This window comes from Xanthomonas sp. NCPPB 3218, assembly GCF_056725185.1.
This window is the reverse complement of record NZ_CM161516.1, coordinates 4,266,482-4,289,377: the sequence shown is the minus strand read 5'-3', so window position 1 is coordinate 4,289,377 and position 22,896 is coordinate 4,266,482. Positions and strand designations below refer to the sequence as shown.

Here is a 22,896-nt window from a genome sequence, read left to right as displayed (position 1 = left end):
CATGGCCCTCGCGGCCGGCACCTAGGACTGAACGATGGCAACCACGCTCAACCCCTCCGAAATCAGCGACCTGATCAAGACCCGCATCGAGGCGGTCAAGCTGTCCGCAGAGTCGCGCAACGAAGGCTCCGTGACCAGCGTGTCCGACGGCATCGTGCGCATCTTCGGCCTGGCCGACGTGATGCAGGGCGAAATGATCGAACTGCCGAACAACACCTTCGCGCTCGCACTGAACCTGGAGCGCGATTCGGTCGGCGCCGTGGTGCTGGGCGATTACGAGAACCTGCGCGAAGGCGACGTGGCCAAGACCACCGGCCGCATCCTGGAAGTGCCGGTCGGTCCGGAACTGCTCGGTCGCGTGGTCAACGCGCTGGGCGAGCCGATCGACGGCAAGGGCCCGCTGGGCGCCACCCAGACCGCACCGGTGGAGCGCGTTGCGCCCGGCGTGATCTGGCGCAAGTCGGTCGACCAGCCGGTGCAGACCGGCTACAAGTCGGTCGATGCGATGATCCCGATCGGCCGCGGCCAGCGCGAGCTGGTCATCGGTGACCGCCAGACCGGCAAGACCGCGCTGGCAATCGATGCGGTGATCAACCAGAAGGGCACCGGCATCAAGTGCGTGTACGTGGCGATCGGCCAGAAGGCCTCGACCGTTGCCAACATCGTGCGCAAGCTCGAAGAGAACGGCGCGCTGGCGCACACCGTGGTGGTGGCTGCGACCGCGTCCGAATCGGCCGCGATGCAGTACATCAGCCCGTATGCCGGCTGCACCATGGGCGAGTACTTCATGGACCGCGGCGAAGACGCGCTGATCGTGTACGACGATCTGTCCAAGCAGGCCGTGGCCTACCGCCAGATCTCGCTGCTGCTCAAGCGCCCGCCGGGCCGCGAAGCCTATCCGGGCGACGTGTTCTATCTGCACTCCCGCCTGCTCGAGCGCGCTGCGCGCGTGTCCGAGGAATACGTGGAGAAGTTCACCAACGGTGCGGTGACCGGCAAGACCGGTTCGCTGACCGCGCTGCCGATCATCGAAACGCAGGCCGGCGACGTGTCCGCGTTCGTGCCGACCAACGTGATCTCGATCACCGACGGCCAGATCTTCCTGGAAACCGACCTGTTCAACGCCGGCATCCGCCCGGCCGTGAACGCCGGTATCTCGGTGTCGCGCGTCGGTGGTGCGGCCCAGACCAAGATCATCAAGAAGCTGTCCGGCGGCATCCGTATCTCGCTGGCGCAGTACCGTGAGCTGGCCGCGTTCGCGCAGTTCGCCTCGGACCTGGACGAAGCCACCCGCAAGCAGCTCGAGCGTGGTCAGCGCGTCACCGAGCTGATGAAGCAGAAGCAGTACGCGCCGATGTCCATCGCCAACCAGGCGCTGTCGATCTATGCCGTCAACGAGGGCTACCTCGACGAAGTGCCGGTCAACAAGCTGCTGGCGTTCGAAGAAGGCCTGCACGCGCACTTCGCCAACACCCAGGGTGAGCTGGTCTCCAAGATCAACAGCACCGGCGGCTGGGACAACGACATCGAAGCTGCCTTCAAGAAGGGCATCGAAGAGTTCAAGACCACGGGCAGCTGGTAACAGCGCCGGGAGTCGGGATTGGGCATTCGGGATTCGTAGGAGCGGTGATCTGAGGGCTTGAACGCCCAGGATCACCAGTTCGGATCTCCAGATTCAGGTACTCGGGGTTTGTGGGTGAGGTGACGTCGGCGGCTTTGGCCAATCCCGAATCACCCATCTCGAATCCCACCATCGAAGCGAGCGAGTATGGCAGGCGGACGCGAAATCAAAACCAAGATCAAGAGCGTGCAGAACACCCGCAAGGTGACGCGCGCGCTCGAAATGGTCTCGGCCTCCAAGATCCGCAAGGCGCAGGACCGTATGAAGACCTCGCGTCCGTACGCGCAGGCGATGAAGCAGGTGATCGGGCATCTGGCACAGGCCAGCACCGATTACCAGCATCCGTTCCTGGTCGAGCGCGAGCAGGTCAAGCGGGTCGGTTACATCGTGATCTCTTCCGACCGCGGCCTGGCCGGCGGCCTGAACAACAACCTGTTCCGCAGGATGCTGGGCGAAGTGCGCCCGTGGCAGGACAAGGGTGCCGAGATCGACGTGGTGACCATCGGCCAGAAGGCTTCGGCGTTCTTCCGTCGCATCAAGGTCAACATGGTCGGCAGCGTCACCCATCTGGGCGACAGTCCGCAGATCGAGCAGTTGATCGGTGTGATCAAGGTGATGCTGGATGCCTTCGTCGAGGGCAGGGTGGACCGCGTGTATCTGGTCTACAACCGCTTCGTGAACACGATGACGCAGAAGGCCAGCTTCGATCAGCTGCTGCCGCTGCCGGCCGCCGAGCACAAGGTGGCACACCACGATTGGGATTACCTGTACGAACCCGATGCCGCGACCGTGCTGGAGCACGTGATGACGCGTTACATCGAGTCGCTGGTGTACCAGGCCGTGCTGGAAAACGTGGCCTCCGAACATGCTGCGCGTATGGTGGCGATGAAGGCCGCCAGCGACAACGCCAACAAGATGATCGGCACCTTGCAACTGGTCTACAACAAGGCGCGTCAGGCGGCGATCACCCAGGAAATTTCGGAAATCGTCAGCGGCGCGGCCGCGGTATAAGCACGGCCGGGATTGGGGATTCGGGATTGGTAGGAGCGCAGCGAACTGTGCCTTTGCGAATCCCCAATCACGAATCCCAAATCACAAAATTCCACGAGATGGCATTTGCCACTCGGACAGAACAAAGCTAACCGGAGCAGCAAAATGAGTCAGGGCAAGATCGTTCAGATCATCGGCGCGGTCGTCGACGTCGAATTCCAGCGCAATGAAGTGCCGAAGGTCTATCACGCGTTGAAGGTCGAAGGCACCGAAATCACCCTGGAAGTGCAGCAGCAGCTCGGCGATGGCGTGGTGCGCACGATTGCGCTCGGCTCCACCGACGGCCTGAAGCGCAACCTGCTGGCCACCAACACCGAGCGCGCGATTTCGGTGCCGGTCGGTGCCGGGACGCTGGGCCGCATCATGGACGTGTTGGGTCGTCCTATCGACGAGGCCGGCGACGTGCAGGCTTCGGACCATTGGGAAATCCATCGCGCTGCGCCGTCGTATGAAGACCAGTCCTCCAGCACCGAGCTGCTGGAAACCGGCATCAAGGTCATCGACCTGATGTGCCCGTTCGCCAAGGGCGGCAAGGTCGGCCTGTTCGGCGGCGCCGGCGTCGGCAAGACCGTCAACATGATGGAGCTGATCAACAACATTGCCAAGGCGCACTCGGGTCTGTCCGTGTTTGCCGGCGTGGGCGAGCGTACCCGTGAGGGCAACGACTTCTACCACGAGATGAAAGACTCCAACGTGCTGGACAAGGTCGCGATGGTGTACGGCCAGATGAACGAGCCGCCGGGCAACCGTCTGCGCGTTGCGCTGACCGGCCTGACCATGGCTGAGTACTTCCGCGACGAGAAGGACGAGAACGGCAAGGGCAAGGACGTGCTGCTGTTCGTGGACAACATCTACCGCTACACGCTGGCCGGTACCGAAGTGTCCGCGCTGCTCGGCCGCATGCCGTCGGCAGTGGGCTACCAGCCGACCCTGGCCGAGGAAATGGGCGTGTTGCAGGAGCGCATCACCTCGACCAAGAGTGGTTCGATCACCTCGATCCAGGCCGTGTACGTGCCTGCGGACGACCTGACCGACCCGTCGCCGGCGACCACCTTCGCCCACCTGGACTCCACCGTCACGCTGAGCCGTAACATCGCTTCGCTGGGTATCTACCCGGCGGTGGATCCGCTGGATTCCACCAGCCGCCAGATGGACCCGCTGGTGATCGGCACCGAGCATTACGACACCGCCCAGCGTGTCCAGCAGACCTTGCAGAAGTACAAGGAACTGAAGGACATCATCGCGATCCTGGGCATGGACGAGCTGAGCGAAGAAGACAAGCAGTCGGTGTCGCGCGCACGCAAGATCGAGCGCTTCTTCAGCCAGCCCTTCCACGTGGCCGAAGTGTTCACCGGCTCGCCGGGCAAGTACGTCTCGCTGAAGGACACCATCCGCGGCTTCAAGGCGATCTGCGACGGCGAGTACGACCACCTGCCGGAGCAAGCGTTCTACATGGTCGGCAGCATCGAAGAAGCCGTCGAGAAAGCCAACAAGATGAGCGCCAAGGCGTAAGAGCCGGGATTTGGCATTCGGGATTCGGGATTTGGTACGGCGGTAATTGGGACGGTGGATGAGGATGGGAACGACGGTGAACGCCGCTGTTGCCAATCTCCAATCCCCAATCCCCAATCCCCGCCTCACAACGCGAGGCACCATGAGCACTATCCGTTGCGACATCGTCAGCGCCGAGAAGGAAATCTTCCACGGCGAGGCGACGCTGGTCGTGGCCACCGGCGAGTTGGGTGAGCTGGGCATCGCGCCCAAGCACGCACCGCTGATCACGCGCCTGAAGCCGGGCAAGGTGGTGGTCACCACCGCCAGCGGCGAACAGCTGGACTTCGCCATTTCCGGCGGCATCCTGGAAGTGCAGCCGCAGGTGGTGACCGTGCTGGTCGACACCGCGGTGCGCGCGCAGGACATCGACGAAGCTGCCGTGCGCAAGGTCAAGGAAGAGGCCGAGCGTCTGCTGGCCAACCGTGGCGACACGGTGGATGTGGCCGATGCGCAGCGTCGGCTGGCCGAGGCGACCGTGCAGCTGCAAGCACTGGAACGCCTGCGTCGCAACCTCAAGCATTAAGCACGCGGGCGTGCGCGCATTTGCTAGCGCACGCAGACGTGATACCCGATGCAGCGCCGCACGCCGGTGTGGACTGGAAACGCCGACCTCAGGGTCGGCGTTTTCGTTTCTGGAGCTGCGCGTGCGTGGCGCCGCCTCCATGCCTGGGCACAGCAGGCACACTGCCTGCCTTGTGCCATGCCGCCGGTTGCAGGCGGTGCGGCCTCTCACTCACGCACGTCGAGGAACACCCGATGACCCGCACGATCGATGGCTTTCGTAGTTATGCGCTGAGCGGCCTGCTGGCCGTGGCGATGCTGGGGTGCGCGCTGCCGGCCCGCAGCCAGCCGCCGCTGGATCCGCTGCTGGATCGCATCGTGCAACGCAATGCCATCGGCGATGCGGTGGCGCTGAGCAAGTGGGACAGCGGCAAGCCGGTGCTGGACCAGACCCGCGAGGCGGCGGTGCTGCAGAGCGTACGCGAGCAGGCGCCTGCGCATGGACTGGATGCCGACGATGCGGCGCGCTTCTTTGCTGCGCAGATCGAGGCCAACAAGGCGGTGCAATACGCGTTGTTGCACCACTGGCGCGAACGCGGACGCGCGCCGGACACCGCGCGTCCGGATCTGGCGATCCTGCGCACGCGTCTGGATCAACTGCAAGGTCAATTGCTCGACGCACTGGCCGAGGTCGCGCCGGCACGTACAGCGCCGCAATGCGCGACCAGCACCGCGCGTGCGGCGGCCCATTACGCCGCGCAATGGCAGCTGGACGCGCTGCATCGTGCGGCACTGGTGAGAAGCCTGGGCGATTTCTGCCACTGATACGCGCCGGGTCCGACACTGCCCGGGCTCAGGGACGCTCGCTCAGCGATACACCACGTGCCGGCCCAGGAAAAACGACACGATCGCCAGGCCGCCTTCCACCAGCGGTTTGGCCAGCCAGGCCTGGCGCAGGCCAACCAGATCCACCGTTGCCGACAACAGCCAGGTGCTGATGAGTGTCAGCGCCAGCCACATCAGCGCAAAGCGGCGAAAACGCGGCCAGCCCAGACGTGCGCCACCTTCCTGGGCAAAGGTGTAGCGGCCGTTGAGCCAGAAGCCCAGCACCGCGCCGCTGATCCGCCCGAGCAGATTGGCAGGCACGGCGGGCATGCCGGCTGCGGTGGCGGCGATGAAGATGCCGCAATCCACCGCCAGCTGCAGGGCACCAATGATCATGAATTGGCTGCCTTGGCGGAACAGACTCATGCAGGCCGTGTCATCGTGGAAGGGCGCTCATGCTAACGGCAGCGGCGCTTGAAAAGTGTCAGCGTCGCGCATGCTGCAGGCAGGACACGACGCACTGCCGGGACAGCGACTAGAATTTGGCTCTCCCATGTTCTGGAACGCTTCGATGACTCTGCCCCTGCACGTCGTGATCCTGGCCGCGGGCGAGGGCAAGCGCATGCGCTCGTCCCTGCCCAAGGTGCTGCAGCCGCTGGCGGGCCAGCCGATGCTGGCACATGTGATCGCCACGGCGCGGCAGCTGCAGCCGGCAGCGATCCATGTGGTGCACGGGCACGGCGGCGAGCAGGTGCAGGCGGCGTTTGCCGCGCAGGGCGATCTGCACTGGGCCGAGCAACGTCAGCAACTGGGCACCGGGCATGCAGTGCAGCAGGCGATGGATGCGATTCCGGATGCGGCCACGGTGCTGGTGCTGTACGGCGATGTGCCGCTGATCCAGTCCCAGGACCTGCTGCAGCTGCTGCACGCACCCGGGCGCATGGCGGTGCTGGTGGCCGATGTGCCCAATCCCACCGGCTACGGCCGCATCCTGCGCGATGCCGAGGGCAAGGTCGCCGCGATCGCCGAGCAGAAGGATGCCAACGACGAGCAGCGCCGCATCCGCACCATCAACACCGGCATCCTCACTGCCGAGTCCACGGCGCTGCGCCGCTGGCTGGCCGGCCTGTCCAACGAGAATGCCCAGGGAGAGTTCTATCTCACCGACGTGTTTGCCAGCGCCGCCGCCGATTTCACCCCGGCCGACATGGTGCATGTGGCCGACGCGCAGGATGTGGAAGGCGCCAACGACCCCTGGCAACTGGCGCAGCTGGAGCGCGCCTGGCAGCTGCGTGCCGCCCGTGCGCTCTGCCTGCAGGGCGTGCGCATGGCCGACCCGGCGCGCGTGGAGCAGCGCGGCAAGGTGACTGTGGGCAGCGACGTGCAGCTGGATATCGACGTGATCCTGGAAGGCGATGTGACGCTGGGCGATGGCGTGGTGGTCGGTCCGTTCGTGCGCCTGCGCGATGTGACGCTCGGCGCCGGTACGCAGGTACGCGCACATTGCGATCTGGAAGGCGTGGTGACGGAAGGGGCGGTGCAGATCGGTCCGTTCGCGCGGCTGCGTCCTGGCACCGTGCTGGCCGATGGCGTGCATATCGGCAACTTTGTCGAGACCAAGAAGGTCACGATGGGCGTGGGCAGCAAGGCCAACCATCTGACCTACCTGGGCGATGCGGTGATCGGCAGCAAGGTCAACATCGGTGCCGGCACCATCACCTGCAACTACGATGGAGTGAACAAGTCGCAGACCAGCATCGGCGATGGCGCCTTTGTCGGTTCCAACAGCGCACTGGTGGCACCGATCGAGATCGGCGCCATGGCCACCATCGGCGCGGGCTCGGTGATCACCCGCGATGCGCCTGCCGGGCAGCTCAGCGTCACGCGTGCGCGTCAGACCGTGGTCGAAGGCTGGCAACGCCCGACCAAGAAGTAGCCTGCCTGCAGGCCTGCGGCCTGGCTGCATGTCGCTGCAGCGCACAGCTGCTGTAAAGCGATGCCATGCATAGGCTATGCCCGTCACGATGGCTCAGGAGGTGCATGGTGCGAACACCGCGTTGCGTGTTGCTGGTGACATGGCTGCTGCTATTGGCGGCAATGCTGCCAGTTGCGGCCCATGCGCAGACCTACCGGCTGTATCTGGCGCCGGACGGCAACGATGCGGCGGCAGGCACCAGCGCAACGACCGCGTTGCGGAGTCTGGCGGCCGCCCAGCAGCGGCTGTTGGAGCAGCGGCCCAGCGGTGCGGTGGACGTGGTGATCGCTGCAGGCACGTATCTGCGGCAGTCGGTGCAATGGACGTTCACCAACGGGGCGCCCATTCGCTTTATCGCCGCGTCCGACGCTGCCGCGCCACCGTGGTTCGACGGGCGCGGTGGCGCGACCTGGTTCACGCTGAAGGGCGGCGGCGATGCAGGCACCCGGCTGACCTTCACCGGGTTGAAGGTCAGCAATTACTGGATGGCGATGGACCTGGGCAGCAGCAAGCGCAGCGCGGACGGCAACAGCGGCAACATCATCCGCAACATGACCTTCGAGCGGATCGGCGGGGTCCATGGCAGCAGCAGTGAGGCCGCCTATTCGTTCGCGGCGATCCGCCTGCAGAACTCGCGCGACAACCGCATCGAACGCAATCGCTTCGTATCGATCGAAAACGACACCCGGACCTCGGGTTTCGTGCACGCGATCTACCTGGCGCGCCACTCGTCCGGCAACCGCATCGAAGGCAATACCTTCACCGACGTCAACGGCGATGCCGTGCGTACCCGCGATGCCTCCGACAACACCTACGTGGCGTCCAACCGTTTCGTCCGGGCCGGCAAGTACGCGGCGTTTTCGGACTGGATCAAGCCCGATGGCGAATGTCCGTCGCAAGGCGGGCAGTTCGTCGACAACACCGTGGGAGCCGGCTATTACGGCGCGATCGCCGCCACCCGCACCAGCGGTGCCGACGATGCCTGTGGTGCGTTGAAACAACCGCGGATCCAAGAGCGCGGAACGATGCGCGGCAACTAGCCGGCTGCCGCAGCCGGCAGCAGCAAGGTGACGCACAACCCGCCGTGTTCGCGGTTATGCAGCGAGATGCGCCCGCCGTGTGCTTCGGCGATCTCGCGGGTGAGCGCAAGCCCGAGCCCGGTGCCATTGCGCTTGGTCGAGTAGAACGGCATCAGCGCGTTATGCAGCACGGCCTCGTTCATGCCGTTGCCGCGATCCAGCACTTCGATCCGCAGCCATTGCGGCACACGCGTGACGCGCACGGCGACATCGCTGTTGGGCGGCTGTGCTTCGCTGCAGGCTTCGTGCGCGTTCTTGAGCAGGTTGAGCAGCGCCTGCTCGATCTGCGCGGCATCGATGCGGCTGGAGACATCGTTCAGTGCGCCCTGCAGCTGGAACGGAATCTGCTGCCGCAAACGCTCCAGGAACGGTGCCCATTCGATGGTCTGCAACTGTGGCTGCGGCAACTTGGCAAAGCGGGCGTAGCCGCGAATGAAGCCTTCCAGATGACGTGCGCGTTCTTCGATGGTCTCGAACACCGTGCCGAGCCGGTCGGTGCGTTCGCGGCGCAGCAACTCGGCACCGGAATGCGCCAGCGAGGCTATCGGTGCGAGCGAATTGTTCAATTCATGGCTGATCACGCGGATGACCTTCTTCCAGGTCTGCACTTCCTGGCGCCGCAGTTCGGTGGTCAGGGTGCGGATCAGCAGCAGCTCGTGACCGCGTCCGTTGAGATGGAAACTGCGGCGTGACAGGTGATAGATCTGCTCGTCGTCTTCGTCATCGCCGTCCTCGCGGACCGCAAACAGGCAATCGCCGCCGCGGGCCAGCGCATCGCGCAGTTCGCCCGGCATGCGCGCCAGCACGTCGTCCAGGTGCTGGCCTTCGAGCTTGCGGCCATCGTGCAGCAGCTTGCGTGCGGCGTTGTTGGAAAAGCCGATGCGGCGCACGCCATCGCCACCGGCCACCACCAGCAGCATCGCCACCGGGGTGTTCTGCAGCATGGTGTCGAGCATGAGTTCGCGCTGCACCAGGTTGCGCCGTTGCGCGCGCAGCACCTCGCCCAGTTCCGCGTGCGCCTGCACCAGCTGCGCCAGCTCGTCGTTGCCGCGCCAGTACACGCCGAAGTTGTATTCGCCATCGCGGTAGCTGCTGGTGGTGCCGGCCAGGGCACGGAACAGCGAGCGCATTGGCGCAGTGGCGCGGCTGAGGCTGAACCACATCGCCGACAGCAGCACGACTACCGACACTGCGGCCACTTGCCAGCCACGGTCCATCCAGTACGCCATGAACCAGGGCAGCGCGGCGGCCAGCGCCAGCACCGGCAACAGCCGCAGGAACAGCGAGAACGTGAAGGAACGTTGCCACATGTCGGGAATCACTCCGAAGTGATGCCGTAGCGGTCCATGCGCCGGTACAGCGCCTGCCGGCTCAGCCCCAGCTCGGCAGCGGCCTGGGCGATGACGCCCTGCGCGCGCGCCAGTGCCTGCTCGATACGGGCGCGATCCGGCTCGCCGGTTGCCGGCGCGGCCGGGCGCGACACGGCTGCGCGCGGCAGGTTCAGATCGCCGGCTTCGATGCGCACGCCTTGCGCAAGCAGCGACGCGCGTTGCAGCACATTGCGCAGCTCGCGCACGTTGCCGGGCCAGGCGTGCCGCTGCAGGGCATCCCGGGCCTGCGTGGACAAGGGTTTTTCGCCGGCCAGGAAGTGCTCGGCCAACGGCCCGATATCGCCGGGGCGTTCGGCCAGGGCGGGCAGCGCGATTTCCACCGTGTTGAGGCGGTAATACAGGTCTTCGCGGAAGCTGCCATCGCGGATCATGGCCTGCAGGTCGGCATTGGTGGCGCTGATCACCCGCACCTTGGCGTGGCGTTCGCGGTTGGAGCCCAGGCGCTCGTAGCGGCCGGTTTCCAGCACGCGCAGCAGCTTCATCTGCCCGGCCAGCGGCAGGTTGCCGATTTCGTCCAGAAACAGCGTGCCGCCATCGGCGGCTTCGAACTTGCCTTCGCGCGCCTTGTTGGCGCCGGTATACGCGCCGGCTTCGGCGCCGAACAGCTCGGCTTCGATCAATTCGCCCGGCAATGCGCCGCAATTGAGCGCAATGAAGGGGCCGTGTTTGGCCGGCGAGTTGGCCTGGATGATCTCGGCGATCTTCTCCTTGCCGCTGCCGTTGGGGCCGGTGATCAGCACCGGCAGATCCGAGCGTGCGACCTGGCAGGCGAGCGCGATCGCGCGTTCGCTGGCGGGGTCGGCGAACACCGCGCCACGCAGGTCGTAATGTTGGGTCAGCTGCTCGCGACCGCGCCGCTCGCGCTCGCGCCGACGTTCCAGCTCACGGCGCGCTTCGGACAGCTCCAGCAGGTTGTTGACCGTGGTCAGCAGCTTGGTGTCGTCCCAGGGCTTGGCGATGTAGTCGGCCGCACCGGCCTTGACCAGGCCCACCGCGCTGCCCAGGTGGGTCCAGGCGGTGAGCAGGATCACCGGCAAGTCCGGGTGGCGCTGACGGATCTGGGTGAACAAGGCTTCGCCTTCCTCGCCGGAGGTGGTGTCGGCGGTGAAGTTCATGTCCTGGATCACCAGATCGAATCCCTGCTCGTCCAGCAGCGCCAAGCCGGCCTGCGGCGAGTGCGCATGCCGCGCCTCGATATCGTGCAGCGAGAACAGCACCTCCAGCGCAGTGGCCACAGCGGTGTTGTCGTCGACGATCAGGATCTGCGGCATCGCGGTGCTCGGTGAAAGGCGCGGGAGGGAAGGGCTATCAGAACAGGATTCGGCGCGTGGCGGAACTGTGCGGGCAATAGGGAGAGCGTGCGGCTGATAGGCCTTTGCCAGACGGAGCTGATTCCGGCAATGCCGTGATGGTCTGATCGGTGCGACGAGGTTGGCAGCGGGCGTGCGTCGATGCCGAGCTCAAGCGAAGGTCCCGGCGTAACGCTGGATATCAGCACGGGGCAGGCGCCTGCGACACAGGCGCCTTGGTAGACAGGCGGTGGTGACGGAATCGGCATTGCCCAGGCCGCCGACGGCAAAGTCGCTTGTAGCGATGCTGCCATCGCGCAGGATCTGCGCAACATGGCCGTGTGCCGTGTGCCGTGTGCCGCGTACCGCGTACCGCGTGTCAGCGGGTCGACAGCGACCGCTGACGCGCAGCGTGCGCATTACGCGCTGCGCGTGGCCACCGCCGGCGGCACCATCGCGGCGCGCCGTGCGGGCCAGTACACGGCGATCTGACCCAGCGCCCAGAGCAATAGTGCGCCGATGGGCAGATACAGCACCGGCAGGCGCGGCAATTCGTAGCGGGCCATCAGCCAGACATTGATCGAGTACGCCAGCAACATGCCGAGCACGATGCCGACTGAGGCCAGCAGAAAATTCTCGATCTGGAAGTAACGCAGGATCTGGCCACGTGTGGCACCCAGTGCACGGCGGATGCCGATCTGCTTGGTGCGCTGCTGCACCCAGAAGCTGGCCAGGCCGACGATGCCCAGCGCGGTGACGATCAGCAGCGCGATGCTCATGGTGATCAGCAGCCAGGCCATGGAGCGATCCTGTCGATAGAAATTGCGCCGCATCTGCTCGAACACCTTCGGTTTTTCGATGATGCGGCTTGCGCTGTTCTTTTCCAGCGCTGCCACTGCCTGACGCAGCACCTCGTCACGACGCGCCGGATCGGTGCGTAGCAGATAGCGGCCGCCGTCCTTGTAGGTCATCTTGATCGGGGTCAGCATCGAATCGTCGTAAACAGCTGCGCCGCCATAGTCGTTGACTCGCGCCAGATGCTCCACGATGCCGACGATCTTCATGGGCGTGTCGCCGCGATAGATCGATTTCCCCAGGGCTGACTGGCCGGGGAACAGCTTGTCGGCTGCACTTCTGGTCAGGATGGCACTTGGGACGTTGGCCGTCTTGTCATCGGACCAGGTGAATTCGCCTTCCGTGAAACGGCGCCCCTGTACCAGCGTCAGGCCCATCGTATCCAGGGTCTGACTGTCCCCGGTGTAGTCGTTGACGTTGATCGTGGAGTTCTTCTGGTCAGCCGTCAGTTTGAGGCCGCTGACCCACATATTGTCGCCATAAGGAATCTGGCTGACGCTGGAGGCATATTTGACGCCGGGAATGCTGCGCAGTGCAGCCAGGTCTGTCTCAGTGAGTGCGCGTGCGTCTTCATCGCGCCCGATACCGCTGATGCTGAGCGTCACCAGTTCGTTCTCTGCCAGACCGCTGGGGCGTTGTGTGCGCTCCAGGCGATCGCCGATCAGGAACAAGGCATTGGAGATGATGGCGCAACTGAGTGCCACCTCGAGCACGATCAGGGCAGCCGCCGTTTTGTGGCGCCGCAGGGTGGACAGAATGGGACGGATTTCCATGGGCAATTCCTTGAGAGGGGCTGGCGAAACGCTGCGAGAGGGCGCGCGGTTCGGAGGTCAGCTCACTGCGCTTTGAGTTGGATGGCCGGTGGCACGGTGCATGCGCGCCATGCGGGCAGCAGCCCGGCCACGATGCTGGCCACCAGCGCGAGGGCAAACGTGGCCAGCAACATTGCCGGATCCAGCCTTGCCAGGTCGGCATATTGAGCGGGTTGTTGACGCACCCCCCACAGCCCCAACGCGGCAAGACCGAGCCCCAGGATGCCGCCGACCAGACCGATGGTTCCTGCCTCGACCAGGGACTGCGCGAAGATGCTGCGCTTGGTTGCCCCCAGTGCCCGGCGCACGCCGATCTCTCCACTGCGGCGCATGAATTTGGCCAGCAACAGGCCGACGGTATTGACCAGACACACCAGCAGGAACCCGAATGCCAGCCAGGTCTGCAGGCGCACATCGCTGGGAACGACCTTCTTGAAGTCCAGCCACTCCATCACGCTGCGCAGCTGGACGTTCGTGGGCTGCTCGAAGCGCCCGGCCCGTCGCTGCTGATCCGAATAGTTCTCCAGGTACTGACGGTACGCAGTGACCTTCTGTGGCGTATCCAGTTGCACCCAGTACTGGACCCAGGAACAGGCTGCGTTGATATCTTCCGGCGAACTGCTTTCGCCCCAGCACGAACGCTGTCCACTGTTTGAGAGTTTCAGTTCCATTGCGGTACTGAACGGCAGGAAGACCTGCTCGGACTTGTCGTAGGCCTGGCCACCCAGGTTGTAGAACGCTGGGGTCAACCGCCATTCGCGAACAACACCCACAACCCGCATGATGTTGCGATTGACGTTCACCGTGCGGCCGACGCTGTCCTCACCATGGAAGAGCTTCTTGTTCAGTGCTTCGGAGATCACCACCACCCGTGCACGGCTGCCATCATCATTCACCGTCCAAGGGCCGCCATAAAGGAAGGGCACATTGAACATGGGGAAGAAATCAACGGACGTGTAACGCGCGTCCAGCATCATTGGCCGCAACGTCGTGTTGTCCGGTTCCAGCGGAACGGTGCCTGCGGTCATCATGACCTGACGGTCTCCACGCTTTTCCCGTAGCAGCGCCTCGGCATCGAAGCGGGTCAACTGATCCAGTGCATCGTCTTCTTGGTAGCCCAACGAACGCGCATCAAGCTGCGGATGAAACAGCGTGCCGCTTTTCCCCGGCAACGGATCGCCAGACAGGATGTAGAACACCGTCAGGGTGGTCATGCTGGCGCCGATGCCGAGCGCGATGGCCAGCACCATCAGCGCGGTGAGCACCTTGTTGCGGCGGAAGCTGCGTAAGGCAAGATTGAAGTAGTAGCCGAACATGGATGTGCCTCTCACTCGGCCAGGGTGGCGGCGCTGTCGCGCGCGCGCATCAGGGTGGGGTTGCGTTCCAGGTCGGTGGCCTGGCCGTCGACGATATGCACGTTGCGCTGCGCGCGTGCGGCCAGCTCCGGGTCGTGGGTGACCATGACGATGGTGGTGCCCTGGCTGTTGATCTCTTCCAGCAGTTCCATCACCCCGCGTGCCATCTGCGAGTCCAGGTTGCCGGTGGGTTCGTCGGCCAGCAACAGGCGCGGGCTGCCCGCCAGCGCACGCGCGATGGCGGCACGCTGCTGCTGACCACCGGACAGCTCGGTGGGGTAGTGCTTCAAGCGCGAGCCCAGGCCGACCTTGGTCAAGGCTTCTTCGATGCGCTGCTTGCGATCGGCCGCGGCCATGCCGCGATAGCGCAGCGGCACATCGACGTTGTCGAACAGGTTGAGATCGGGAATCAGATTGAAGCCCTGGAAGATGAAACCGATCTTGCGGTTGCGCAAGCGCGAACGCGCGTCGTCGGACAGGTGGCTGACGTCTTCGCCGTCGAGCAGGTACTGCCCGCTGGTGAAGGTCTCCAGCAGCCCGGCCAGGTTGAGGAAGGTGGTCTTGCCCGAGCCGGAGGGGCCGGTGACCGCAACGAATTCGCCTTCGCGCACATGCAGGTCCAGCGAGCGCAGCGCGTGCGTTTCCACCTGTTCGGTGCGGAAGACCTTGGAGACCGATTGCATCTTGAGCATTGCCGATTCCTTTACGAAGAAGGTGTGTGCGAAAGAGAGTGAGAGTGGCTGACAAACCGTGGCGAGCAGCCTGACGGCTGCGCAGCAGGTGCTGGTCGCCTTTAGTGAACGGTGACGCGCGGTGCATCCCCGAAGTTGTCTGCACCGGAGACCACCACGCGGTCGCCGACCTGCAGCCCGGACAGCACCTGCACCTCGCCCAGGCTGCTGACACCCATGCGCACCGGACGGCGCACCGCGGTGTTGCCATCCATCACATAGGCGTAGCTGCCGCCGGACTGTTCGACGAACGGGCCGCGCTCGACCTTGAGCACGTTGCGGCGCGTGTCCATCACCACGCGTGCGCTCATGCGCTGGCTCTGGCGCAGGCCCGGCGGCTGCTTGTCGGCAAAGCGGATGCGCGCGGTGACTTCGCCATTGACCACTTCCGGCGACACCGCCGAGATCGCGCCCGGGAACGGCTCGCCGCTGCCGCTGGTGAGCTGCGCCGGCATGCCGATCGCCAGATCGCGCGCAAAGCTCTCAGGCACCTTGATCTCCACTTCGAACTTGGACAGGTCCACCACGCCCAGGATCGGCGCGTTCGCCGCGACCTGGGTGTGCTGCACCGCCTGCACCTGGCCGACCTGGCCATCGAACGGCGACAGCAGCGTGAGCGCATCCACCTGGCGCTGCACCTCGGCCACCACCGCGCGCTGGCGGTCGGCGAGCAGGCGCTTGTTGCGCGAATCCAGGTCTGCACCCTGGCTCTTCAGCGACGCATCCCGCTCGGCGTGCTGCAGGTCGATGTCGGTCTTCTTCAAGGTGTCCTGCGCCTTGGCCAGCTCCACCTGCGGCACCGCGCCGCCATCGTAGCCGCGCTGGTAGCGCTCCAGGTCGCGCGCGGCGGCCTGCTTGTCGATCTTGGCCTGGTCGGTGAGCTTGCTGGCCGTGGCGCGGGCCAGGGTGGCGTCCAGGGCGGCGCGGCTGGACTCGGCTTCCAGCCCGGCCAGCGTGGCCTGCTCCTGCGCCAGCTTGCTGCGCAGCTCCGGGCTGTCGATGCGGGCCAGCTCCTGGCCCTGCTTGACCACGTCGCCGGCCACCACGCTGAGCGTCACCGTGCCGGCCGAGATGGCGTACAGCACGGGGCTGTTGGCGGCGATGACGCGCCCGTCGGCGGCGATGTCGCGCACCAGGTCGCCCTGGCTGACCGTGGCGATCCGCACCCGGCTGGCATCGAACGAGCGGCTGCCGGCGCTCCACGCGGTGACTGCCCAGCCGATGCCGGCCAATACCGCGACCACCGCGATGCCGGGCCATAGCCAGCGGCGCCAGGGCGCGCTCTGGGCGGGTGTACGGAGAACCTGGTCCTGGGCGGAGGTATCGCGAATCATGGTCGGCTGGCTCGGTGGCGTCACTGCGATAAAGCAGGACGTGTGCCAACCTCCAAATCATTGAATGCATTGGCTTTTAGATGTTTGCGGCCAGTGTCCGCAGTGTCCGCGGACACTGGTGCGGACACGCTGTCCGGGCATGGTCATGCAGCGGACAAGAGCGGACACGCTAAAATGCCCGGCTTCGTCCTCAAGGGTTGTCCTATGTGCGGCATTGTCGGAGCGATCGCCGGGCGCGATGTGGTCCCGGTCCTGATCGAAGGACTCAAGCGCCTTGAGTACCGCGGCTACGATTCCTCCGGCATCGCCGTGCTCGATGGCGCGCAGGTACGCCGCGTGCGCCGCACCGGGCGCGTGGCGGAGATGGCGCAGGCCGCGCAGGCCGAGCAGTTCGGCGCGACGCTGGGCATCGGCCACACCCGCTGGGCCACCCATGGCGGCGTCACCGAGGCCAATGCGCACCCGCACATCAGTGACGGCGTGGCACTGGTGCACAACGGCATCATCGAAAACCACGAACAGCAGCGGGAGAAGCTGCGCGCGCTGGGCTACACCTTCGAGTCGCAGACCGATACCGAAGTGATCGCGCACCTGATCCATCACCATCTGGGCAGCGCAGGCGACCTGTTGACCGCGCTGCAGCGCACCGTCAAGGAGCTCACCGGTGCCTACGCGCTGGCGGTGATGAGCCAGGCCGAACCGGAGCGCTTCGTCTGCGCGCGCATGGGCTGCCCGCTGCTGATCGGCGTGGGCGAGGGCGAGAACTTCGTCGCTTCCGATGTCTCGGCCATCGTGCAGGCCACCCGCCAGGTGATCTTCCTGGAAGAGGGCGACACCGCCGACCTGCGCCGCGATGGCGTGCGCATCTTCGATGGCAACGACGCCCCGGTCGAACGCCCGCTGCATCTGTCGGACGTGTCGCTGGCATCGTTGGAACTGGGCCCGTTCCGCCACTTCATGCAGAAGGAGATCCACGAGCAGCCGCGTGCGCTGGCCGATACCATCGAGGCGGCGATCGACGCCAAGGGCTTCCCTGCGTCATTGTTCGGCGCCAATGCCGAAGCAGTGTTGCGCGACATCGAAGGCGTGCAGATCCTGGCCTGCGGCACCAGCTACTACGCCGGCATGACTGCGCGCTACTGGATCGAAGCCATCGCCGGGCTGCCGTGCAGCGTGGAGATCGCCAGCGAATACCGCTACCGCGCGGCGTACGCCAATCCCAGGCACCTGATCGTCACCATCTCCCAGTCCGGCGAAACGCTGGACACGATGGAGGCGTTGAAATACGCCAAATCGCTGGGGCACCTGCACACCTTGTCGATCTGCAACGTGCCCGAAAGCGCGATTCCGCGCGCCAGCGAACTGGTCTGCTACACACGTGCCGGCGCCGAGATCGGCGTGGCCTCGACAAAGGCGTTCACCACCCAGCTGGCGGTGTTGTTCCAGCTCACCATGGTGCTGGGCAAGTTGCAGGGGCGCATCAGCGAGGCCGAAGAAGCGGAGTATCTGGAGCAGCTGCGCTTCCTGCCGGGCAGCGTGCAGCACGCGCTGAATCTGGAGCCGCAGATCATGGCCTGGGCCGAGCGTTTTTCGGCCAAGGAAAACGCATTGTTTCTCGGCCGCGGCCTGCATTACCCGATCGCGCTGGAAGGCGCGCTCAAGCTCAAGGAAATTTCCTATATCCATGCCGAAGCGTATCCGGCCGGCGAGTTGAAGCACGGCCCGCTGGCCCTGGTGGACGCGGCGATGCCGGTGGTGGTGATCGCGCCGAACGATCGCCTGCTGGAAAAGGTCAAATCCAACATGCAGGAAGTGCGCGCCCGTGGCGGCGAGCTGTTCGTGTTCGCCGATCAGGACAGCCACTTCAGCGAGTCCGAAGGCGTGCACGTGATCCGCACCCCGCGCCACGCCGGCGTGCTGTCGCCGGTGATCCACACCATCCCGGTGCAGTTGCTGGCCTACCACACCGCACTGGCGCGCGGCACGGATGTGGACAAGCCGCGTAACCTGGCCAAGTCGGTGACGGTGGAGTAGCGCGGCCGATCGAGGGGGCTGCGCTCGCCGCGATCAGCGTCGCGGCCGCCGGGTGCGGCATCTCCCTGCATGCGCTGTGGCTCGGTGCGCATGCCCAACGACTGCCCGCCCTGTTTCTTTGTCGCGATTGCCTGCAGCCTGCGGACATCGGTGGCGTTACTGGGGCCCCGCGTCGGTATCGCACGGTGGCCGCGCAGAGGCGTGTTTCGCAACGTGCCCGGGTCGCTGCCGGTGCCGCAGCAACCCAAGCTTGGCAGACTGCCGCTCCGGCTGCCAACGCGATGGCCCAGGTTATGCATACGCTTCCTGCGAGGGTCCCATCACGCAGGAGGACGTATGCACGAGTCTTTCAAACAGGGCGCGCCGGCGGAATTGTGGCAGGCGTTGGTACGTGAGGCGGGGCAGCGGATTGCACAGCCGCTGGACGAATCGCGCGAGCATTATCTGGTTTTCGTGTTGCTGCGCCTGCAGCGCGATGCGCAGCTGTTTTCGCGCACGCAGGCCCTGGCCTGGTTGCACGCGCACGACCAGATCGGCAGTCTGCGGGCCGATGCATTGCGCGACATCGGAGATCAATGCCTGCTGATTGCAGGCCTGTTTCCCGGGATTGCGCAGCGCCGGCGGCTCAGCGTCGACTACTTCATCGCGTTGGGCCGCGGCGCGTATTTCGAAGTAGCCGACACGCGTTACAGCGATGCGGGTCTGTTCGCGCAGTTGGCCGCCACCTATCGCGAGTTGGTCCGCACGCTTGCGGCGCTGCGCCCGCCGCGCGAGTGGCAGCGCAGTCACGGCGGGCTGCTGCATGCGTAGATAAGCGTCACTTCCGGGGCCGTCCCTACAGCTGTGGGGACCGCCCCGACTGCCAATTGCGCATGATGCGCTCACACTAAGTTCGCAACTGAGCGTTCTAGCCGACTGCGGACCGTTGTCTGATGGACCAAAGCACTGTGCCGTTGATCGCTGTCCGCGCGATCTGACAGTGCCATGTCGCATTGCGTGGGGGACACGCAATGCGACGCTCTCCAGGGGAAGGAATCCATGAAAGCATTAATTGCAGTGGCGATCTCGGCGCTGAGCGGCGCCACAATGGCCAGCGATGTGCCGCCCGGTTATGCGGGTGTGGGCGGCATGACCTTGCAGGACATCGACCCGGCCATCTATGCCTATCACTACGACCATGGCTTCGTTGGCGAAGACGCGATGGGGTGGGATCCGGCGCTGCAGTTCGCCTGGTCGCGCATCGCTGCGGCCAAGGTCTGCGGCCAGCAGCCTGTCGAGCAGGACGGCATCGTTGCCAGGCTGGTCGCGCAGTACGGCCAGGATGCGGCCGTGCATCAAGTCAACGGCATCGCATTTCATGAAGTGCAGATGCGTGCCTCCAGCGCGTTCTGTACCGCCACCCGTGGTGCCGAGGCGGTGGCAGTGGTGCCCGCATTTGCCAACGGCGATTTTTCGACGGCAATGACTTACGCCGCGGCTGCAGTTGCCGGCACGCTGTCGGTCGCCGAGACACAGCAACAGCCCTCCGCACAGACGCAGGGCGATGCCGGCACGGTCATTGCGCCGTCGGCGGATTGGGCGTTGCAGCTGCCGTTGCATGCCAGCATGCGCGTTGGGTCCAACGGCCAGCCCAACGGCGACGAAATGTTGCGCGTGGTGCGGCGCGGGCACACCGGGTCAGTGGTGGGCCTGCAGATCGCCACCAGCCTGTTCACACGCGGCGTCGCAGTGTCGGCCTTCGGCAAGGGGCAGCTGAAAGGCGAGAAGATGGAGGGCGTGGGCAATCCCGGCTATCAACTGCAGCGCGATGCGGTCAATGCGCGCCTGAAGAGCTACTTCACCGGGCATCCGGCAGCACTGCCGGCAGAACCGTTCCCGCTGCAGGTCCTGATGTCCGACTGGCTGCTCGTCTACCAGAGCCTGGCCGATACCAAGTCGCCCTACGAGCTGCGCTACGCGGTGACGATCGGCGGTGAACGCTCCGGACTGTTGAAGCGCAAGGCGAGTCCGGTCAATCTGGACTGCGCGCCCACACCGCGCACCGCATCGCTCGAGGAGTGGGAGGCAAACGACTACGCGCTGGTCAAGCAGGCCGCACAGGCCTACAGCGAGGAATGCGCCGCAAAATTTGCCGAGCAGTTACCGCAGTGGTTCCCGGATAGAGAGGCAGTTGCCACCTCCAATTGAGGCAATGCGTGATGCTGCAGGATGGCGCCTGCATCTAGGAGTGGCTACCAAAACTACTGCGCCGCGGTCAGGCGGGCGCGGCCGGTGCTCGGAATCGGTATGTGCCACTCGTACGTTCCGGTTCTGAGCGCGCCGTCCGCGCCCACCTGATGACCGCGCGCTACGTTGCGTTAGCCGCTGGAAGTGCGCTGCGCGCATCCAACCGGGTGGGCGCTCTCTGCCGACATACCCTGCTCGAAAGCGAAATACCGACAGTGCATGTGCCTGAAACAACAATGCCCGGGAACCCCGGGCATTTTGTTATGGGTTACGCCAGCGGCGTATTGGAAATGATCTCCACCCAGTAGCCGTCCGGGTCCTTGATGAAGGCCAGGTGCTTCATGCGGCCGTCTTCCAGGCGTTTCTGGTACGGCACGTTGAGGCTGTCGAAACGTGCGCAAGCGGCGTGGATGTCGGGCACCGAGATGCAGATGTGGCCGAAGCCGCGCGGTTCGCTGTTGCCGTCGTGGTAGACCGGGCCGTCCTGGGTTTCGGTGCCGTGGTTGTGGGTGAGTTCGAGCACGCCGGGGATGCCGGCCATCCACAGCCGACGCGCTGCATCGTCGTCGGGGATGGCGGTGTCGTCGGGCAGCAGGGCCAGGAAGTACAGGCTGAACTGCGCATCCGGAAAATCACGTGCGTCCAGCAAGCGGAAGCCCAGCACGCGCGTGTAGAAATCCAGCGAACGCTGCGCATCCTTGACGCGCAGCATGGTGTGGTTGAACACGAAACCGGCAGTGTCGGCAGGTGCGGCGCTGGCGCCGGGGACGTGTTGCAGGTCGGTCAAAGGCATTGCGGTCTCCTCGATGGAATGCGGGGGGCAGGTCAGGCTGCATTGGAGGTGGATGTTAGCGGGGCAATGGTTGTCGGCATGTCTGCACCGTGCGCGTCGGCGGTCTGGCGTCGCTCTGTGGTCGATCGTGCGCGACAGCGCGACCTGCCTTGTTCAAGGCCGTGGCATGGGCCTGCATCCGAATACGAACGGTCAGGCCCATGCGCACAGCGGTTGTCTCAGAACCAGATGCGCAGGCCGGCAACAAACCGGCTGTCCCGTGCAGGCTCATCGTCGATCGCGGCGCGGCGGGCGGTGTCGCCGAAACTGCGGCTGTGCACCCAGCCGATGTAGGGCGCGAAGCGGCGGGTGATTTCGTAGCGCAGCCGCAGGCCCACCTCGACCTGCTCCAGCCCGCTGCCGACGCCGCGCCGGTCATCGTCGGTGAGGGCGATATCAGCTTCCACGCGCGGCTGCAGGATCAGCCGATTGGTGAGCAGCACCTCGTATTCGCCCTCCAGTCGCAGCGCGGCACGGCTGCCGCTGCCGACATAGAGCGTGGCTTCGGTCTCGAACTTGTAGGGCGCCAGGCCCTGCACGCCGAAGGCGGCCCAACTGCGCTGCTCACCCGCTCCGATGTCCTGACGTGCGCCGACCAGCAGGTCCCACCACGGCGAGATGGCGTGGCCATAGAATGCCTCCACCGATGCGGCCTGCGTGCGCCCGTCCTGCCGCTCGCCTTCGCTGCGCAACCAGAGCCGGTCGATATCGCCGCCGATCCAGGCGCGCGCTTCCCAGTCCTGGCCACTGCCGCGCGTGGTGTCGAAGGCTTCCAGTCGATCCAGCAACACGTAGTGATTGATGCCTGGCGCGTGCATCGCATGGTGCTGCAAGGGGGCGAATGCCGCCGCGATCTCCTCGGCAGTGGGCTCGGGGATCGGCGTACGTGGCAGTGCGCCGGTGCCGGGCGATGCCGGTGTTTGCGTCACCGCTTCGGCATGCGGCGCGTGCTCCATGTCGGAGTGATCCATCGCCCCATGCTGTTGCCCGTGCTGCATCGACGCATGATCCATCGATGCGTGCTCCATTGCATCGTGGTCGCTGTCTGCCTGTGATTGCCGGGCGTGGTCCAGTTGTGGATTTGCAGAGGTCTGGTGTGCGGCGTGCTGGACATCGGCGTGCTGCATGCCTGCGTGGTGCATCGATGCCGGCGCTGCCGAAGCGTCGGCCTGTACCGGGCTTTGCGCGGGTGTGCTGTCAGCAGCGTTTGCCGATTCCGATGCAGTGCTGGAGTGCTGCGCGTGCTGCATCTGCGCATGCTCCATTTGCATCGCCTCTGCGCTCTGCTGCGCGGATGGCGGCGAGGCCTCCGTTGCGATGGATGTCTGCGGCTGGGCAGCCGTTGCCTGGTCGGCTATCTGCATTGCATGTGCGCCGTCGGCATGCGCGGATGACTCCATCGCTGCATGCTGATGCTCCTGTGCAGTGGCCG

The 22,896-nt window shown here is 65.2% G+C and carries 19 protein-coding genes and 1 other RNA gene; 11 read left to right on the top strand and 9 right to left on the bottom strand.

Annotated features, from left to right (window positions below):
• The first annotated feature begins 34 nt into the window (after nucleotides 1-34).
• From atpA to AC1PLS_RS17655, 5 genes are all read left to right on the top strand, one after another.
• Complete coding sequence (gene atpA, locus AC1PLS_RS17675; RefSeq protein WP_039525261.1) at nucleotides 35-1,582, top strand: F0F1 ATP synthase subunit alpha; 1,548 nt, start codon at nucleotides 35-37, stop codon at nucleotides 1,580-1,582.
• Between the two features lie 186 nt (nucleotides 1,583-1,768).
• Complete coding sequence (gene atpG / locus AC1PLS_RS17670; RefSeq protein ID WP_047129381.1) at nucleotides 1,769-2,632, top strand: F0F1 ATP synthase subunit gamma; 864 nt, start codon at nucleotides 1,769-1,771, stop codon at nucleotides 2,630-2,632.
• A gap of 144 nt (nucleotides 2,633-2,776) precedes the next feature.
• Entirely contained in the window at nucleotides 2,777-4,183 is a 1,407-nt protein-coding gene (atpD, locus tag AC1PLS_RS17665) for a F0F1 ATP synthase subunit beta (protein ID WP_016901010.1), read from the top strand.
• Between the two features lie 142 nt (nucleotides 4,184-4,325).
• Nucleotides 4,326-4,748, top strand: a complete 423-nt coding sequence (locus AC1PLS_RS17660) for a F0F1 ATP synthase subunit epsilon (RefSeq protein WP_024938404.1) — start codon at nucleotides 4,326-4,328, stop codon at nucleotides 4,746-4,748.
• 233 nt (nucleotides 4,749-4,981) lie between these two features.
• Complete coding sequence (locus tag AC1PLS_RS17655) at nucleotides 4,982-5,551, top strand: chorismate mutase (RefSeq protein WP_102251211.1); 570 nt, start codon at nucleotides 4,982-4,984, stop codon at nucleotides 5,549-5,551.
• 42 nt (nucleotides 5,552-5,593) lie between these two features.
• Here AC1PLS_RS17655 and AC1PLS_RS17650 read toward each other — a convergent pair whose 3' ends face one another.
• A complete protein-coding gene (locus AC1PLS_RS17650) occupies nucleotides 5,594-5,977 on the bottom strand; it encodes a GtrA family protein (protein ID WP_016901007.1) in 384 nt (127 codons plus the stop codon).
• 145 nt (nucleotides 5,978-6,122) lie between these two features.
• On the opposite strand from AC1PLS_RS17650, the gene glmU reads away from it, so the two are divergent.
• Nucleotides 6,123-7,487, top strand: a complete 1,365-nt coding sequence (gene glmU, locus AC1PLS_RS17645; RefSeq protein ID WP_481103902.1) for a bifunctional UDP-N-acetylglucosamine diphosphorylase/glucosamine-1-phosphate N-acetyltransferase GlmU — start codon at nucleotides 6,123-6,125, stop codon at nucleotides 7,485-7,487.
• A gap of 104 nt (nucleotides 7,488-7,591) precedes the next feature.
• Nucleotides 7,592-8,566, top strand: a complete 975-nt coding sequence (locus AC1PLS_RS17640) for a NosD domain-containing protein (RefSeq protein ID WP_481103901.1) — start codon at nucleotides 7,592-7,594, stop codon at nucleotides 8,564-8,566.
• Here AC1PLS_RS17640 and AC1PLS_RS17635 read toward each other — a convergent pair.
• The 6 genes from AC1PLS_RS17635 to AC1PLS_RS17610 form a co-directional block, all read right to left on the bottom strand.
• Nucleotides 8,563-9,915, bottom strand: coding sequence for a sensor histidine kinase (locus tag AC1PLS_RS17635; RefSeq protein WP_046344461.1), 1,353 nt, complete (start codon nucleotides 9,913-9,915; stop codon nucleotides 8,563-8,565). The two genes, AC1PLS_RS17640 and AC1PLS_RS17635, sit on opposite strands and share 4 nt — an antisense overlap.
• Nucleotides 9,916-9,923: 8 nt before the next feature.
• Nucleotides 9,924-11,267, bottom strand: coding sequence for a sigma-54-dependent transcriptional regulator (locus AC1PLS_RS17630; RefSeq protein ID WP_481103900.1), 1,344 nt, complete (start codon nucleotides 11,265-11,267; stop codon nucleotides 9,924-9,926).
• A 437-nt stretch (nucleotides 11,268-11,704) separates the two neighbouring features.
• Nucleotides 11,705-12,913, bottom strand: coding sequence for an ABC transporter permease (locus AC1PLS_RS17625; RefSeq protein WP_047129375.1), 1,209 nt, complete (start codon nucleotides 12,911-12,913; stop codon nucleotides 11,705-11,707).
• Between the two features lie 62 nt (nucleotides 12,914-12,975).
• Nucleotides 12,976-14,268: an ABC transporter permease gene (locus AC1PLS_RS17620; RefSeq protein ID WP_184379344.1), complete on the bottom strand. Its 1,293-nt coding sequence runs from the start codon at nucleotides 14,266-14,268 to the stop codon at nucleotides 12,976-12,978.
• Nucleotides 14,269-14,279: 11 nt separating this feature from the next.
• Nucleotides 14,280-14,999, bottom strand: coding sequence for an ABC transporter ATP-binding protein (locus tag AC1PLS_RS17615; protein WP_481103899.1), 720 nt, complete (start codon nucleotides 14,997-14,999; stop codon nucleotides 14,280-14,282).
• Nucleotides 15,000-15,100: 101 nt separating this feature from the next.
• Nucleotides 15,101-16,372, bottom strand: coding sequence for an efflux RND transporter periplasmic adaptor subunit (locus AC1PLS_RS17610; RefSeq protein ID WP_026064021.1), 1,272 nt, complete (start codon nucleotides 16,370-16,372; stop codon nucleotides 15,101-15,103).
• Nucleotides 16,373-16,576: 204 nt separating this feature from the next.
• Here AC1PLS_RS17610 and glmS point away from each other — a divergent pair, with 204 nt between their 5' ends.
• From glmS to AC1PLS_RS17590, 4 genes are all read left to right on the top strand, one after another.
• Nucleotides 16,577-18,406: a glutamine--fructose-6-phosphate transaminase (isomerizing) gene (glmS, locus tag AC1PLS_RS17605; protein WP_478204447.1), complete on the top strand. Its 1,830-nt coding sequence runs from the start codon at nucleotides 16,577-16,579 to the stop codon at nucleotides 18,404-18,406.
• Between the two features lie 336 nt (nucleotides 18,407-18,742).
• Nucleotides 18,743-19,216, top strand: a complete 474-nt coding sequence (locus AC1PLS_RS17600) for a hypothetical protein (RefSeq protein ID WP_024938393.1) — start codon at nucleotides 18,743-18,745, stop codon at nucleotides 19,214-19,216.
• 228 nt (nucleotides 19,217-19,444) lie between these two features.
• The gene (locus tag AC1PLS_RS17595; RefSeq protein WP_184551734.1) at nucleotides 19,445-20,593 is read left to right on the top strand and encodes a hypothetical protein; all 1,149 of its coding nucleotides are present in this window, start codon (nucleotides 19,445-19,447) and stop codon (nucleotides 20,591-20,593) included.
• A 99-nt stretch (nucleotides 20,594-20,692) separates the two neighbouring features.
• A non-coding RNA gene (locus AC1PLS_RS17590) (sX9 sRNA) lies at nucleotides 20,693-20,769 on the top strand.
• A 131-nt stretch (nucleotides 20,770-20,900) separates the two neighbouring features.
• Here the strand turns inward: AC1PLS_RS17590 and gloA are convergent.
• Together gloA and AC1PLS_RS17580 are read right to left on the bottom strand one after the other, a co-directional pair.
• Nucleotides 20,901-21,425 (bottom strand): lactoylglutathione lyase, encoded by a 525-nt coding sequence (gloA, locus tag AC1PLS_RS17585; RefSeq protein ID WP_047124892.1) that lies wholly within the window; start codon nucleotides 21,423-21,425, stop codon nucleotides 20,901-20,903.
• A 218-nt stretch (nucleotides 21,426-21,643) separates the two neighbouring features.
• Nucleotides 21,644-22,714: a copper resistance protein B gene (locus AC1PLS_RS17580; RefSeq protein ID WP_481103898.1), complete on the bottom strand. Its 1,071-nt coding sequence runs from the start codon at nucleotides 22,712-22,714 to the stop codon at nucleotides 21,644-21,646.
• Nucleotides 22,715-22,896 lie beyond the last annotated feature (182 nt).